Origin of the sequence: Bradyrhizobium cosmicum (assembly GCF_007290395.2) — a bacterium.
GTDB lineage: Bacteria > Pseudomonadota > Alphaproteobacteria > Rhizobiales > Xanthobacteraceae > Bradyrhizobium > Bradyrhizobium cosmicum.
In genome coordinates this window covers 1,866,554-1,882,675 of record NZ_CP041656.2, presented here as the reverse complement: position 1 = coordinate 1,882,675, position 16,122 = coordinate 1,866,554, and the positions used below count along the sequence as shown (strand labels likewise).

Genomic DNA, 16,122 nt, shown 5'->3' with positions numbered 1-16,122 from the left:
CGGGCAGGCACCGCAGCTGTCGACAACAGGAAAATGCGCCGGCTTGGGAATGAATTGAGGCAGGAAAGCCTTTAGAATGGGCCCGGCGCGCAGAATGCGTTTTAATGCCGTGCTTTCCACCGCCTCTCGGACTGTGATGACATCACGTGCAGCGATAATACTGACCGCGCTCTCGGTTCTGGTTGCGGGAGATGCCATGGGATCCGACCTGGCCTTTGACCTTGAGGCGCATCGCGGCGGGCGGGCGCTGCTGCCGGAAAACACCCTGCCTGCTTTTGCCAACGCGTTGACAATGGGCGTGGACACGCTGGAGCTTGACGTCGGCATCACCGCCGACGGCGAGGTGATCGTGTCGCATGAGCGTGGTCTCAACCCCGATCTCGCGCGAGATCGAAACGGCGGCTACATCGCTGCGCCAGGGACGCCATTCATCAAGCTTCGGCTTGAAGACGTCAGGACCTATGACGTCGGCCAGATCCGGCCGGACAGTTCTTACGCGAAACAATTCCCCGACCAACGCGCAATGCCGGGAACGCGCATTCCCACCCTCGGCGAGCTGTTCGCGCTGGTGCGCAAGTCCGGCAACACCCGCGTGCGCTTCAACATCGAGACCAAGATAAATCCGAAGCACCCCGACGAGGCGCTCGATCCGCAGGCTTTTGTCGCAAGACTGCTCGGGTTGATCGAGGCCGAGGGATTTTCCGATCGCGTCATGATCCAGTCGTTCGACTGGCGGACCCTGCGTCTGGTCCAGCAGCAGGCGCCCAAGATTGCGACCGTGTACCTGACGCTCCAGCGCGGCTCCGCGCCGACCATCGCGCTCGACAAGGCCACCAGCTGGACGGCAGGCTTCAGTCCGGCCGATCACGGTGGCTCGCTGCCGCGGACGATCAAGGCTGCGGGCGGCGCGATCTGGTCGCCCTATCTTGGCGATGTCACGGAGGCGCTGATCACCGAGGCCCACACGCTCGGACTGCGCGTCGTGGTGTGGACGGTCAACAAGCGCGACGACATGGCGCGCATGATCGAGCTCGGCGTCGACGGCATCATCTCGGACCAGCCGGACCTGCTGCGGCAGGTCGCGGGCGAGAAGGGCATTGCGTTGCCGGCGGGGACGCCGGTGGAGCCGTAAGCCTCAGTCTCGTGTCCCGGATGCAGCGCACCGCTGAAGAAGCGCTACGCTGCGGCCGGGGCATGAGAGATCGAAACGCCCTACTCTCCATCCCTCAAACGCCGATACAGCGCGCCGAGTATGTTGGAATAATCGTCGGTCCAGACCCGCACCCTGTCGTCGGCTTCGGTCAGCTCCCATGATTTGGATGAAACGAGCTTGCCGACATCTTCCTCTTCGCGCGCCGAGATGACGACGTCGGTCGAGAAGATGTAATCGGAATCGCGCCCGGAATCCTCGTTGAAGACCCAGCTCTTCAGATCGTTGGCATCGGCGATGCCGACCACGACAGTCTCGAGATCGAGGTGCCGGTTGGAGACGTGCATCACCACGGCGCCGTGCGGGGCGAGCTTGTCCTTGTAGATCTTCATCGCCTCTTCGGTGGCGAGATGGATCGGGATCGCATCCGACGAATAGGCATCGACGATGATCAGGTCATAGACACCGTCGGGCTCCTTCGCGAAGGTGAGGCGGGCATCGCCAATCACCGGCTTCAGGCCCGGCATGCAACTCGATATGTAGCGGAAGTTCTTCGGGTCACTGGCCGCGTCGACCATGGACTGGTCGATCTCGAAGAATTTCCAGTCCTCACCCGGTTCGGCCGCGCAGGCGAGCGTACCCGATCCGACGCCGATCGCAGCCACCTTCAGCGGTACGCCCTTGCGCTCGCGGATGGCCGTGATGGCCTGCCCGATACCGCCGTCCTTGTGATAATAGGTGATCGGCTCGGGCCGGCCGGTAACAGGCGTGCCGTCATTGTTGCGGAAGCGCTCGGCGCCGTGAATGGTGGTGCCGTGCATCAGCACGTGGAAATAGCCGCCGGGCGTCACCACGATCTTGTGCACGCCGAAGAAGCTGCGCACCGTCGTGACGCGGCCCTCGTCCGCGGGATAGACGCGGATCAACGCCAGCGCGAGCGCCACGGTGGCAAATATCTTCCAGCGACCGGCATTGAGCGCGAGCGCCAGCAAGGCGGCGAGAACACCGACGGCACCGGCCACCCAGACGCGGTGATCCTCGAACCAAGTCGAGAGGCCGCCCGTCATGGTGGACGGCACGACGAGCGCCACCGCGAGCGCTGCGAGCGCCAGCCAGTACCATTTGACGATGCCCGCCAGCCGCTCGTTCGCGGGCGGCCGGCACAGCGCGGCGAGCGCGACCAGGATGGGATATTCGGCGATCCACGAGAAAGTGAACGGCGCCACCAGGCCCGCGAACAGCCCACCGACCATGCCGCCGAACGACAGCGCGACATAGAATCCTGTGAGATATCTGGCCGCCGGCCGGGTCCGCGCCAGCTCGCCATGGCAGGCCATGGCGATGACGAAGAAGCAGAGCTGGTGACCGCCGAGCGTGAGCAGCAGGTTCTGCTCGCCGCCGAACGCCAGCAGGACAACGACGCCCGCGATCGCGACCGGCTGCAGCATCAGCATCCATTTGTGCGGCAAGAGCGGCCGCGACTGGAACACCACCACCCAGGTCAACAGATACAGCGACAGCGGCAGCACCCACAGCAGCGGCGCGGCCGCGACGTCGGTCGAGATGTGTGCGGTCACGGCGATGAGCAGGCCGGACGGCGCCGCGGCCAGGAAAATCCAGCGCAGCCGCGTCAACAGGCTTGGAGCGGGCGCATCGACGTCCGCGGTTTGCGCATCGACGATCGCGAGCTTCGGCGAGCGCAGCAGAAGCGCGCCGCAGGCGGCGATCAGGAGGATCAGGACGCCATAGCCGCCGGTCCAGAGCCGGTTCTGCGTGTGCAGCGTGAAGATCGGCTCCAGCAGGAACGGATAGGACAACAGCGCGAGGAAGCTGCCGATGTTGGAGGAGGCATAGAGGAAATAGGGATCGTGCCCGGCGGGATGGCCGGTGCGGACGAACCAGGCCTGCAGCAGCGGATTGTTGGCGGCGAGTGCGAAGAACGGCAGTCCGATCGAGACCACGAACAGTCCGAGCAGCCAGAACGCATAACCCGACGCCGGCGGCTCGCCGTAAGCAGAGGCGATGCCGAGCGGCAGGGTCACGAAGGCCAGCACCAGAAGCAGGAGATGCACCACCACCGGGATGACGCGATTCCTGGTCTGCATCAGCAGATGCGCATAGGCATAGCCGGCCAGCAGCAGCGACTGGAAGAACACCATCGCCACCGACCACACCGCCGGCGAGCCGCCGAGCCGCGGCAGCACCATCTTCGTGAACAGCGGCTGCACCGAGAACAGCAGCAGCGCACTGACGAAGATCGCAGCGGTGTAGACCGTCAGCAGCAGCCGGTTGCGCGACGACGACGGCTGCTCCGTGGCGGCGGGTTGCACGATCGAATCCATGGAAGCTCCGGCAAGCAATTCCCCGGCGGGCGCCGGACGCGCGCGCAATGGAGCACAAGGCGCCCGAACGGGCAATAAAGGGGCTCGTGATGTTGCAGCAACGATTGCTTGATATAGAGATGTCATTCCGGGATGGTCCGAAGGACCAGACCACAGGTGCGCAATTGCGCACCGGGGAATCTCGAGGTTCCGGGTTCGATGCTTCGCATCGCCCCGGAATGACGCCAGGGAGATCATGAGCGAAACCGACGTCGTCATCATCGGTGCCGGCCACAACGGCCTCACCTGCGCGGCCTATCTCGCCATGGCGGGCCTGCGCGTGCGCGTGGTCGAGCGCCGCCAGGTGGTCGGCGGGGCGGCCGTGACGGAGGAGTTTCATCCGGGCTTCCGCAACTCGGTGGCGGCCTACACCGTGAGCCTTCTCAATCCGCAGGTGATCCGCGACCTCGGGCTGGCCAAGCAGGGCCTGCGAATCGTCGAGCGGCGCGCGCAGAATTTCCTGCCCGCCCCCGACGGCAGCTATCTCCTCACCGGCGAGGGGCGGACGAAGGCCTCCATCGCGCGGCTGAGCCCCCATGACGCCGTCGCGCTCGACGGGTTCTCGCGCGAGTTGGAAGACATCGCCGACGTGCTCAGGCAATTCGTGCTGCGCGCGCCGCCCAACCTGCTGGCGGGCATCGGCACGGCTGCGATCCGCGAGGCCGTGAACGCGCTCCAGAGTGCCAACATCCTGCGCGGGCTCACGCTGGAGCAGAGCCGCAGCCTGCTCGATCTCTTCACCCGCTCGGCCGGCGAGATGCTGGACGAGCGTTTCGAGCACGATCTGGTCAAGGCGCTGTTCGGCTTCGATGCGATCGTCGGCAACTACGCCAGCCCCTACGCCGCCGGCTCGGCCTATGTGATGCTGCATCACGCCTTCGGCGAGGTGAACGGCAAGAAGGGCGTCTGGGGTCATGCCATCGGCGGCATGGGTGCGATCACACAGGCGATGGCGCGCGCTGCAGGCGAGCGGGGCGTCGTGATCGACACCGGTGCCGGCGTGCGCGAGGTGATCGTCGAGCGCGACCGCGCCGTGGGCGTCGTCCTGGAGAACGGCGAGACGATCCGCGCGAAATATGTCGCGGCCAACGTCAATCCCAAGCTGCTTTATACGCGGCTGATCGCGGCCGACGCGCTGCCCGCCGACTTCTTAGCCCGCATCCGCAATTGGAAGAACGGCTCCGGCACCTTCCGCATGAACGTGGCGCTGGACCGCCTGCCCTCCTTCACGGCGCTGGCGGGCGACGGCGATCATCTCTCCTCCGGCATCATCCTGGCCCCTGATCTCGGCTACATGGACCGCGCCTGGCTCGATGCGCGCGCACAGGGCTGGAGCCGCGAGCCGGTCGTCGAGATGCTGATCCCCTCGACGCTCGATGACACGCTGGCGCCCGAAGGCAAGCATGTCGCGAGCCTGTTCTGCCAGCACGTCGCGCCGGAGTTGCCGGACGGCAGGTCCTGGGACGACCATCGCGACGAGGTCGCCGATCTCATGATCGCGACGGTGGACAAATACGCGCCGGGCTTTGCCGGCAGTGTGCTTGGCCGCCAGGTTCTCTCGCCGCTCGATCTCGAACGGCAGTTCGGACTGTTGGGCGGCGACATCTTCCACGGCGCGCTGTCGCTGAACCAGTTGTTCTCGGCGCGGCCGATGCTGGGCCATGCCGATTATCGCGGGCCGCTGAAGGGCCTGTACCATTGCGGCTCCGGTGCCCATCCCGGCGGCGGCGTCACCGGCGCCCCCGGCCACAACGCCGCGCAGGCGATCTTGAAGGATCACCGCGGCCTGTTCGGAAGCCGTGGATAACGGCGTGGACAGGCTGTGGAGAAGCCTGTCACTAACATGGAGAAAAGGCTCACGAGGACCCTTCACAGCCAGCCCAAAAGGCTGTGGAGAAGGCTGGTAAATCCCTGCGGACAACCCTGTGGATTAGCGGTGTGAAGGATAGCGGCAAGGGGAGGGGAACTAAGAGATGAAAGACGCGTGGATTCCAATTATTGGCGCGGCAGCCGTGGCGATTATTTCGCTAGGGGCTGCCGTTTACCTTCGCTCATCAAAGCAAGCGGGTGAGATCGGTGCCCGGTGGAATCAGGCCGCCGCGATCATCGTCGGTGCGGCCGTCGCGATTTTGGCTACTCGTCTTGGGAACCTTGACTGGTATTTCGCGATTCCCTTAGGGGCTCTCGCTTTTGGCGCTATTCGCCTCCCGGCTTACGTGCGCCACGGCAAGAATGCGAGTAGCGATCAAAATCGCAAAGAAATTTCAAACTGAGACACTACCGGAGCTCCAGATGCGACTTCGCCCGCAAGGAAATCGCTTTCCTTTGCGGGCGCGCGCCAAAATAGCTGCTATGAAGAAATGCTTCCTGCTGGGATCAGGAAACCGGGATCAGTTGCCCAACTTGGTGCTGATCGAACCGAACTTCTCGTTCATGCTGGTGCCCAGGCTGTTCACCACGGTGATGATCGCCAGCGCGATGCCGGCTGCGATCAGGCCGTACTCGATCGCGGTTGCACCGGACTCGTCCGACCAGAACTTCTGAACCATGCTCTTCAAGACTCGCCTCCATTTCAATTTTCAAGCCGTGTTGGCTGGATCCAACAGCCGAAAATCTACGGAGTACAACCTACGGTCAGGTTAACCCGGGAACCACAAGTTGTGCGGAAATTTGGATACAAAAGTTCCAAAAATTGAGATCAACGGAATTCTGAATGCAGCCTTCGCCCACTCATCGCGCCAGCTTTTCAATCGGCACCGAGGCCGCGGCCAAGCGCGTCGTCGACGTGCTCACCGAAGTCTTTTTCGAGGGCGACGCGGCGGTTGCCGCGTTCGAGCAGCCGGACGGACGCTGGGACGTCACGCTGCATTTCGCCGAAGCGCCGGACCAGGCGTTGCTGCGTGAACTCATTGCAACTTCGGCAGGAAACGACATTGCCGAGACGCTTCTGTTCGACACCATCGAGGCCAAGGACTGGGTCAAGGCGAGCCTCGAAGACCTCGTCCCGGTGCCGGCGGGGCGCTTCGTCGTGCACGGCAGCCACGATCGCGACCGCGTGGCGCCGAACAAGCTCGCCATCGAGATCGAAGCGGCGCTTGCCTTCGGCACCGGGCACCACGGCACCACCCGCGGCTGTTTACTGTTGCTTGACCATGTCCTGAAAAGCGCCCGGCCCGCACGCGTCCTCGACCTCGGTACCGGGACAGGCGTGCTGGGAATAGCGGCGGCGAAGGCGCTGCATCGCGCCGTGCTCGCCTCCGACATCGACCCGCCTTCGGTACGGGTCGCGGCCGAGAACGCGGTGCTGAACGAAGCTGGCAATCTGGTCCGGGTAATCCGCGCCACCGGCTTCGCCGCGCCGGATTTTGCCAGATGCGGCCCGTTCGACCTGGTGCTGGCCAACATCCTTGCCAATCCGTTACGGCAATTGGCAGGTCCGATGGCGCGGCACCTCGCCCCCGGCGCCCGCGTCATCCTCTCCGGTCTGCTGACCCACCAGGCCCCCGCCGTGATCGCCGCCCACCGCGCGCGCGGCCTCGTGCCGCTGCGGCACCTGCGGATCGAGGGATGGAGCAGTCTGCTGCTGAGGAAGGTGGGGTAATTCTACTCCGCCGGCTTGTCGTCCCGTTGCACTGCGCGCTCGCCTTGCAACGCGCGCCTGGCGCGGCGCTCGGCGAAACGGTCGATCACCTGGCTGATGAGGCCGCGCGGCTTCTTCGGTGTCGTGGCGGCCGGTGCGCGGCGGACCGGCGGCGAAATCTTCTCAAACGTGAACGCTGGCATCGTGTGTCCCCTCGCCGTTGAGATGAACCACTTGCTCGAATTTCCCTGTTATCCGGACGAAGCGCAACTGCTGCATCCTGTACTCCACTCAATTCGAATGGAACTTTTTCAAGCACAGTCCGTGCCAGATACGACCTCAATTGCGTCTACATTGCGGACTGATCCCCATGATCCTAAACTGAGTCCATCATGTTCGAAGCGCACTTCCAGACTTTCGAGGAGCCCGAGGCCGGCGTCGCACTGACGGCGCGCCTGGCAGCGCTCCGCGAAGAACTCGCCCGCCGCAAGCTGACCGGCTTCGTCATTCCGCGCGCCGACCAGCAGCAGAACGAATATGTGCCGCCCTCGGAAGAGCGGCTGGCCTGGCTGAGCGGTTTTACGGGCTCGGCGGGATTGGCGGTGGTGCTGATCCATGAAGCCGCGGTCTTCGTCGACGGCCGCTATACGATTCAGGCCGGCAAGCAGGTGGACGCAAGGGTCTGGGCGGTGGAATCGCTGATCGATCCGCCGCCGGAAAGCTGGGTCTCGGCGCACCTGAAGGCCGGCGACCGCCTCGGATTTGATCCATGGCTGCACACTTTTGCGGCAGCCGAGCGCCTTGCCGCCGCCTGCGCCAAGGCCGGCGCCGAACTGGTCGCGGTCGACAGCAATCCAGTCGATGCGATCTGGCAGGACCGGCCGCAGCCGCCGCTCGCTCCCGTCGCCGTGCATAGCCTGCAGAATGCCGGCGTCGCCGAGGCCGAGAAGCTCACGCAGATCAGAAGCGAAATCGCCAGGCTCGGTGTCGATGCGCTGGTGCTGTCCGACAGCCATGCCGTGGCCTGGACCTTCAACATCCGCGGCGCCGACGTCGCGCACACGCCGCTGCCGCTGTCCTACGCGCTGGTGCCCAAGGACGGCCGCCCCACCATCTTCATCGACCACCGCAAGCTTTCGAACCTGACGCGCGATCACCTCGAACAATCCGCCGACGTGCGCGAGCCCGATGCGATGGCGCCGACGCTGATGGCGCTGGCCAAGAGCGGCGCGGCGATCGCGCTCGACAATGCCACCGCGGCCGACGCCCTCAGCCGGCTGATCGCGGGCGCCGGCGGCAAGCCGGTCCGCGGCAACGATCCGATTGCGCTGCTCAAGGCCGTCAAGAACGCGACCGAGATCAAGGGCACGCAGACGGCGCACCGGCGCGACGCGATCGCGCTGGCGCGCTTCCTCGCCTTCATCGACAAGGAGGCGGCAAGCGGCAAGCTCACCGAGATCGACGCGGTCGAGGCGCTGGAGACGTTCCGCCGCGACACCGGCGCACTGAAGGACGTGTCGTTCCCGACCATCTCCGGCACCGGCCCGAATGGCGCCATCGTGCACTACCGCGTCACCCGCAAAAGCAACCGGCGGATCGTGCCCGGCGATTTGCTGTTGATCGATTCCGGCGCGCAGTATGAAGACGGCACCACCGACGTCACCCGCACCATGGCCGTGGGCGAGACCACGGCCGAGATGCGCGACCGTTTCACCCGCGTGCTGCGCGGCCATATCGCGATAGCGCGCGCCATCTTCCCCGACGGCACCACCGGCGCGCAGCTCGACACGCTGGCGCGGCAATATCTGTGGGCCGCCGGCGTCGATTTCGAGCACGGCACTGGCCACGGCGTCGGCAGCTATCTCTCGGTTCACGAGGGGCCGGCGCGGATCTCGAAGCTCGGCACCACGCCGCTGAAGCGCGGCATGATCCTTTCCAACGAGCCCGGCTATTACAAGACCGACGGTTTCGGCATCCGCATCGAGAACCTCGAGCTGGTGGTTGAAGCCGAGATCAAGGGCGCCGAGAAGCCGATGAACGCGTTCGAGACGCTGACGCTGGCGCCGATCGACCGCCGGCTGATCGATGTCACGATGCTGGGCAAGGACGAACTCGACTGGCTGAACGCCTACCACGCCCGCGTGCGGGCCGAGGTGCGGCCGGCGCTGGACGAGGCGACCAGGGCCTGGCTCGATCAGGCCACGGCGGAGCTGAAGCCTTAGCGCGCATGGCGCTACGCGATTTGCGCAAGGCTGTTTCCTCACACTGGTTGTCATGCCCCGCGAAGGCGGGACATCCCGTATTCCAGAGACGGAAGACGTATGCGGAGAGGCCGCGGCGTACTGGATTCCCCGCCTTCGCGGGGAATGACACCGTCGTTGTCGCACAAACATCGCGCCCAATCGGTCGCCATCGTGCCCTCATCATAACCGTCCCGGAATCCGTATAGCCGCATTCCGAAACGCCGATATCCGTCTTGCGCGAGCAAGCTACAGTCCGATTCGGATTTCGACGAAACGGACACGCATGCACGGCATGATCAGCAAACCGCCGGAAACGGCGAAAAACATCGCGACCTCGCGCGTGGTGTTGCTGCTGCTGGTCGTCATGACCGGCATCGCGCCGATTTCGCTCTACATGCTGGTTCCGGCGCTGCCGGTGCTGGCGACCAATTTCGGCAGCGACATCTCGATCGCGCAGATGACCGTGTCGCTCTACATGGTCGGCATCGCGCTGTCGCAGCTGATCATGGGGCCTCTGTCGGACAGGTTCGGGCGGCGCCCGGTGCTGCTGGGCGGCCTCGCATTGATGGTGGCAGCCAGCGTCGGCTGCATCTTCGCGCAAACCCTGCCGCAACTGATCGCCGCGCGCTTCTTCCAGGCGCTGGGCGGCGCCGCCGGCATGGTGGTGAGCCGCGCGATCATCCGCGACATCTACGAGCGCGACCGCGTCGCCTCCATGATCAGCCTCGTGGTCGCCGCGCTGATGATCGGGCAGATGGTCTCCCCGCTGACCGGCGGCCTGATCGAGACCGCATTCGGCTGGCGCGCGATCTTCTACGCCATCACCATTGCCGCGATCATCGTCGCCATCGGCATCGCGGTCGCGCTGCCGGAGACGCGCCGCACCCGCGCGGCCGGCAGCGGCTTTCGCGGCGACGTCGGCATGCTGATCCGCAACCGCGCCTTCGTCGGCTATGTCATGTGCCAGGTGCTGGCCTCGCAGATCATCTTCACCTTTGCCGGCGGCGGTCCCTACGTCGTGGTGACGCAGATGGGGCGGACCAGCGCCGAATACGGCGCGTGGTTCGCGACGACAGGTTTCGCCTACCTCGTCGGGAACCTGCTCTGCGTGCGCTTCGCGCCCAGGCACTCGCTCGAGAAGCTGATCTGGCTCGGGCTCGGATTGCAGCTCTGCGGCAGCCTGCTGAACCTGCTCTGGAGCTTTACGGGGTGGAACGAAGCGCCCGCCTGGCTGTTCGGCACGCAGATGATCGTGATGGCCGGCAATGCCTTCGTGATGGCGAACTCGGCCGCCGGCGCGATCAGCATCCGCCCCGAAGCCGCCGGCACTGCGTCAGGCGCGATGGGCTTTCTCCAGCAGGGCATCGGCGCGCTGATGTCGCAGTTCGGCGCCTATCTCGGCGGCCACTCCGCCACCACGCTGCCGCTCACGTCCGCCGTGCTGGCGATCTCGCTGCTCTGCGCCTGCATGATGATCTTCGTCGTGCCGCGGCGGGAGGTGGTGGTAAGCGAGGAGCTGATCGAACGGGCGGAAGAGGAAGAGGGCGGGATGATGTAGGGGCGGCGCGTCCTCTCCCCGTCATTGCGAGCGCAGCGAAGCAATCCAGACCGTCACCGTGGGTCTGGATTGCTTCGTCGCTTCGCTCCTCGCAATGACGCCGAGAGCCCCTCACTCCCCGATCAGCGTCAGCCACTCGTCCTCGGTCAACACCTTGACGCCGTGCTTGTTGGCCTCAGCGAGCTTCGAACCTGCACCAGGTCCTGCGACGACGAGATCGGTCTTCTTGGAGACCGATCCCGAGACCTTCGCGCCGAGCCGCTCTGCGGTCGCCTTGGCCTCGTCGCGTGTCATCTTTTCCAGCGAGCCCGTGAATACCACGGTCTTGCCGGCGACGGCCGAGTTGCTCTTCGGCTTCTCGGCGTCGACGATCTCGACCTCCCTGGTCAGCCGCTCGACGATGCCGCGGTTGTGGCTCTCGCCGAAATAGTCCGCGATGCTCTTGATCACGGTCTCGCCGATCTGGTCGAGCGCGTCCATCTCCGCCATCGCCTCCTCGTCGCCCTTGGCGACCTTGAGGCAGGCGTCGTGGAAGGCATTCCAGGAGCCGTAGCCGCGCGCCAGCGCCAGCGCCGTGGTCTCGCCGACATGGCGCATGCCGAGCGCGTAGACGAAGCGCTCCAGCGCGATCCTGCGGCGGCTCTCGATGGCGCCGAACAGATTGCGCACCGAGGTCTCGCCGTAGCCCTCGATCTCCTCCAGCTTGAGCTTCGAATTGCGCTTCTCGAGCGTGAAGATATCGGCGGGCTCGTTGACCCATCCTTCGTCGAAGAAATACTGCAGCTGCTTCTCTCCGAGACCGTCGATGTCGAAGGCGCGCCGCGACACGAACAGCTTGAGATGCTCGATCTTCTGATAGGGGCAGGCGAACTCGCCGGTGCAGCGGGCGCGGGATTCTTCCTCGCCGGCGGCCGTCGCCCCGCGCACGACGTCGGTGTGCAGCGGGCACGGGCACTTCTTCGGGAAGTGATACTCCCTGGCGCTCTTCGGCCGCTTGTCGAGGACGACGTCGACGATTTGCGGAATGACGTCGCCGGCACGCTGGATCACGACGGTGTCGCCGATCCGGATGTCGCGGCCCTCGCGCAACACCTCGCCCTTGTTGCCGACGCCCTTGATGTAGTCCTCGTTGTGCAGCGTGACGTTCTGCACGATCACGCCGCCGACGCCGACGGGCTCGAGCTTGCCCACCGGCGTGAACGAGCCGGTGCGGCCGACCTGGATCTCGATGTCACGCAGCACCGTCATGGCGCGCTCGGCCGGGAATTTATGCGCGATGGCCCAGCGCGGCGTGCGCGAGACGAAACCGAGCCGCTCCTGCCAGTCGATGCGGTCGACCTTGTAGACCACGCCGTCGATGTCGTAGTAGAGCTTCGCGCGCTCTTCCTCGATGCTCTGATGGAACGCGATCAGCTCCTCGACCGAATGGCACAGCTTCGTCAGCGGATTGGTCCTGAAGCCGCAACGCTCGAACCAGTGGATCATGCCGCTTTGCGTCTCCTCCGGCATCGCGCTCATCTCGCCCCAGGCGTAGGCGAAGAACCCGAGCGGGCGCGAGGCCGTGATGGTCGGATCCTTCTGCCGGAGCGAGCCAGCGGCCGAGTTGCGCGGATTGGCAAAGATCGTGCTGCCTTCGGCCTTCTGTCGCTCGTTGAGCGCAAGGAACGCCTTCTTGGTCATGTAGACCTCGCCGCGCACCTCGCAGACATCAGGAACGTTGCGTCCCTTCAGCTTCTGCGGCACGTCCTCGAGCGTGCGAATGTTGGCGGTGACATCCTCGCCCTCCGAACCGTCGCCGCGCGTCGCCGCGGTGACGAGTTCGCCGCCCTCGTAGCGCAGCGACATCGAAAGGCCGTCGATCTTCGGCTCCGCGGAGAAGTCGACCTTGTCGTCGTCGAGCTTCAGGAAGCGCACGATGCGCCCGACGAAGTCGCGCACGTCCTCCTCGGCAAAGGCATTGTCGAGCGACAGCATGGGAGCGGAATGCCGCACCTTCCTGAAACGCCCCGACGGCGCCGCGCCGACCTTCTGCGAGGGTGATTCCGCGCTGACGAATTCCGGGAAGCGCTTCTCGATCGCGTTGAAGCGCTGGCGCAACGCGTCGTATTCCGCGTCGGTGACGGTGGGCGCGTCCTCCTGATAATAGCGTTCGTTGTGACCCTCGATCTCGAGCGCCAGCCGCATATGCTCGACCTTGGCTTGCGCCTTGGTGAGGTCGGCGACGTCACGGAGCGGTTTTGATTTTGCTGCTCTTGCCATGGTGCTTGGATACGACGGAGCGGGCGGGAGGGTAAAGACGTTACAGTTTGGTGCCCCGGACGCAGCGCAGCGCGGAGCGTTACGCTGCTGAGCCGGGGTCCATTGGGCGAAAAGCCTGGGTCCCGACTCGCGCTTCGCGCGTCCGGGACATGAAGTCTAGCTTGCCGCCTTGAGCAACCGGTCCGCGGCCGCCCTCGCCTCGGCGGTGATCTCGGCGCCGGCGAGCATGCGGGCGATCTCTTCGCGGCGGTGGTCGGCGGCCAGTGTGTTGACGCGGGTGGCGACGCGCTTGCCCTTGTCCAGCGCGTCCTTCGAGATCAGCAAATGCTGGTCGGCACGGGCGGCAACCTGAGGGGCATGGGTGACGGCCATCACCTGCACCTTGCCGGCCAGCCGCGCCAGCCGGGCGCCGATGGCATCCGCGACCGCGCCGCCGACGCCGGTGTCGATTTCGTCGAAGACGAGCGTCGGCGCCGAGCCGCGGTCGGACAACACGACCTTGAGCGCCAGCAGGAAGCGCGAGAGCTCGCCGCCGGAGGCGACCTTCATCATCGGACCCGGCTTGGTGCCCGGATTGGTCTGCACCCAGAACTCGACGCGGTCGAAACCCTGCGGGCCCGGCGCCGCCTCGTCGGTCGCGACCTGGGTCATGAACCTGGCGCGGTCGAGCTTGAGCGGCGCGAGTTCGGCATTGACGGCCTTGTTGAGCTTCTCGGCCGACTTCTGCCGCGCCAGCGACAGCTTCTTGGCGGCGGCCGCATAGCGGCCATCTGCCTCGATCGCGGCCTGCTCCAGCTTCTTCAACCGCGAGGCGCCGGCATCGATCAGCACGACATCGGCGGCGTATTTGGCGGCAAGCGCGGCAAGCCCATCGACCGGCGTCGAATATTTGCGCGAGGCGGCGCGCAAGCTGAACAGCCGCTCCTCGATGCGCTCGAGCTCGGACGGATCGAAATCGGTCGCGGCGAGCGCGGCCTGGAGATGCTGGTCGGCTTCCTCCAGCGCGTTGATCGCGATGTCGATCGCCTTCACCGCGGGCTCGACCAGCGCCGGCGAATTGACGCCGCGGCGCTCCAGCCGGCGGACGGCGGCCGCGAGGGCCGCAACCGGCGAGTTGTGGCCGCCGACGACCTCCTGCGCCTCGCGCAGGTCGGAGGCGATCTTCTCGCCCTGCATCATGGTGGTGCGGCGGGACGCCAGCGAGGTCTCCTCGCCATCCTTGGGCGCGAGCTGCTTCAGCTCGTCGGAGGCGTGGCGCAGATAGTCCGCCTCGCGCGCGGCGCGCTCCATGCCGGCGCGATGCTCTTCCAGCGCGGTGTTGGCGGTGCGGCGCGCATCCCAGAGCGATTCGACGGCAGCAACGTCCTTTTCGAGCCCGGCAAAGGCATCCAGCAGGCGGCGGTGGGTGGCGGCATCGACCAGCGCGCGCTCGTCGTGCTGGCCGTGGATCTCGACCAGAGCGGTGCCGACCGCCTTCAGCGTCTGCACGCTGATCGACTGGTCGTTGATGAAGGCGCGGGTGCGGCCGTCGGCGAGCTGCACCCGGCGGAGAATCATCTCACCGGTGTCATCGAGGCCGTTCTCGGCCAGAATCGTCGTCGCGGGGTGATTCTTGGGGATATCGAACACGGCAGTGACCTGCCCCTGCTCCGCGCCGTGGCGCACGAGTCCGGCGTCGCCACGGCCGCCGAGCGCCAGCGCAAAGGCATCGAGCAGGATGGATTTGCCCGCACCGGTCTCGCCGGTCAAAACCGCAAGTCCGGTGGCGAATTCGATATCGAGCCGTTCGATCAGGACGATGTCACGGATCGACAGACGCGCCAGCATGGAATCAAATTTCCTAGCCGAGACCAATCTTCTTGAAGGTCCGGCTTATCCAGGACCCCTGATTCTCGCTCGGTTCGAGACCGCCGGATTTTACAAGATTATAGGCGTCCTTGTACCAGCGGCTGTCAGGAAAATTGTGCCCAAGCACGGCGGCCGCCGTCTGCGCCTCGCCGACGATGCCGATCGCCATATAGGCCTCGGTCAGCCGGAACAGCGCTTCCTCGACGTGGCGGGTGGTCTGGTACTGCGTCACGACGGCCTTGTAGCGGTTGATCGCCGCCGTGTAGTCGCGCTTCTGCATGTAGTAGCGGCCGACGTTCATTTCCTTGCCGGCGAGCTGGTCGCGCGCGCCTTCGATCTTGGCCTTGGCCGAGGTCGCATATTCGGACGTCGGATATTTGCGCACCACCTCTTCGAGCGCGGCGATCGCTTTCTCGGTGCGGGCCTGGTCGCGGCTGATGTCCGGGATCTGGTCGTAATGCGAGGCGGCGATCAGGTATTGCGCATAGGCCGCGTCCGGGCTGCCGGGATGCAGCGTGACGTAGCGGGTCGCGGCGCCGATGCAGCCGTCGAAGTCGCCGCCCTGGTAAGACGCGTAGGCCGACATCAGCAGCGATTTGCGGGCCCAGTCGGAATAAGGATGCTGGCGGTCGACCTCTTCGAACTTCTTGTTCGCCGCCTTCATGTCCTTCTTCTCGTTCATGAGGTACAGGCCCTCATTGTAGATCTTGTCGGCGGGCTCCTCGACGAAGGTGTCGTCCTTGGCGGTGAACTTGTCCCAGAGCGAGCCGGTGCCGCAGCCGGCCAGCGGCAGCGCGAGCACGACAAAGATGGCGGCCTGAAGCAGCCCACGGGCTCGCGAGGAGACCGACAGATATCCGCGCGTCATACGCTGTGCCGACATGAGTTTAAGCCCTGACGCCCTGTGGTGCGGTGCTCGCCTGCCCATGACCCCGTCATGGGCGCGAAATGTAACCGTGGTGCCTGCCATGCGACCACGCCGCTGTAACCGAAAAACGATCTCTAACCAACCGGATAGGCAGGCATTTCGCCCGGATTAAGGCGAACGCGCCGCAATCCTAGCCGATCATCGTTACCAGGAGTTTCCCGGGTTAATTCCGCAG

12 protein-coding genes are annotated in these 16,122 nt (G+C 65.3%); 6 read left to right on the top strand and 6 right to left on the bottom strand.

Annotated elements, in window-relative coordinates:
- The first annotated feature begins 196 nt into the window (after positions 1-196).
- Complete coding sequence (locus FNV92_RS08810) at positions 197-1,132, top strand: glycerophosphodiester phosphodiesterase (RefSeq protein ID WP_244623740.1); 936 nt, start codon at positions 197-199, stop codon at positions 1,130-1,132.
- 80 nt (positions 1,133-1,212) lie between these two features.
- On the opposite strand, the gene FNV92_RS08805 is transcribed toward FNV92_RS08810, so the two are convergent.
- On the bottom strand, positions 1,213-3,492 hold the full coding sequence (locus FNV92_RS08805) for a spermidine synthase (RefSeq protein WP_143841303.1): 2,280 nt from the start codon (positions 3,490-3,492) through the stop codon (positions 1,213-1,215).
- Positions 3,493-3,727: 235 nt separating this feature from the next.
- Here FNV92_RS08805 and FNV92_RS08800 point away from each other — a divergent pair, with 235 nt between their 5' ends.
- Entirely contained in the window at positions 3,728-5,338 is a 1,611-nt protein-coding gene (locus FNV92_RS08800; protein ID WP_143841304.1) for a phytoene desaturase family protein, read from the top strand.
- Between the two features lie 166 nt (positions 5,339-5,504).
- Entirely contained in the window at positions 5,505-5,804 is a 300-nt protein-coding gene (locus tag FNV92_RS08795) for a hypothetical protein (protein ID WP_143841305.1), read from the top strand.
- A 117-nt stretch (positions 5,805-5,921) separates the two neighbouring features.
- On the opposite strand, the gene FNV92_RS08790 is transcribed toward FNV92_RS08795, so the two are convergent.
- Complete coding sequence (locus FNV92_RS08790; RefSeq protein ID WP_143846056.1) at positions 5,922-6,080, bottom strand: Flp family type IVb pilin; 159 nt, start codon at positions 6,078-6,080, stop codon at positions 5,922-5,924.
- Positions 6,081-6,244: 164 nt separating this feature from the next.
- Between FNV92_RS08790 and FNV92_RS08785 the strand changes: the two genes are divergently transcribed.
- Complete coding sequence (locus FNV92_RS08785; protein ID WP_143841306.1) at positions 6,245-7,132, top strand: 50S ribosomal protein L11 methyltransferase; 888 nt, start codon at positions 6,245-6,247, stop codon at positions 7,130-7,132.
- A gap of 2 nt (positions 7,133-7,134) precedes the next feature.
- Here FNV92_RS08785 and FNV92_RS08780 read toward each other — a convergent pair whose 3' ends face one another.
- Positions 7,135-7,314, bottom strand: a complete 180-nt coding sequence (locus FNV92_RS08780; protein ID WP_143841307.1) for a hypothetical protein — start codon at positions 7,312-7,314, stop codon at positions 7,135-7,137.
- Positions 7,315-7,503: 189 nt separating this feature from the next.
- On the opposite strand from FNV92_RS08780, the gene FNV92_RS08775 reads away from it, so the two are divergent.
- A complete protein-coding gene (locus FNV92_RS08775; protein ID WP_143841308.1) occupies positions 7,504-9,333 on the top strand; it encodes an aminopeptidase P family protein in 1,830 nt (609 codons plus the stop codon).
- Between the two features lie 304 nt (positions 9,334-9,637).
- The gene (locus tag FNV92_RS08770) at positions 9,638-10,912 is read left to right on the top strand and encodes a multidrug effflux MFS transporter (RefSeq protein WP_143841309.1); all 1,275 of its coding nucleotides are present in this window, start codon (positions 9,638-9,640) and stop codon (positions 10,910-10,912) included.
- A gap of 111 nt (positions 10,913-11,023) precedes the next feature.
- Here FNV92_RS08770 and ligA read toward each other — a convergent pair whose 3' ends face one another.
- From ligA to FNV92_RS08755, 3 genes are all read right to left on the bottom strand, one after another.
- Positions 11,024-13,171, bottom strand: coding sequence for an NAD-dependent DNA ligase LigA (ligA, locus tag FNV92_RS08765; RefSeq protein WP_143841310.1), 2,148 nt, complete (start codon positions 13,169-13,171; stop codon positions 11,024-11,026).
- A 156-nt stretch (positions 13,172-13,327) separates the two neighbouring features.
- Positions 13,328-14,998: a DNA repair protein RecN gene (gene recN / locus FNV92_RS08760; RefSeq protein WP_015684276.1), complete on the bottom strand. Its 1,671-nt coding sequence runs from the start codon at positions 14,996-14,998 to the stop codon at positions 13,328-13,330.
- A 13-nt stretch (positions 14,999-15,011) separates the two neighbouring features.
- Positions 15,012-15,902 (bottom strand): outer membrane protein assembly factor BamD, encoded by an 891-nt coding sequence (locus FNV92_RS08755; protein WP_143841311.1) that lies wholly within the window; start codon positions 15,900-15,902, stop codon positions 15,012-15,014.
- Between the last annotated feature and the right edge of the window lie 220 nt (positions 15,903-16,122).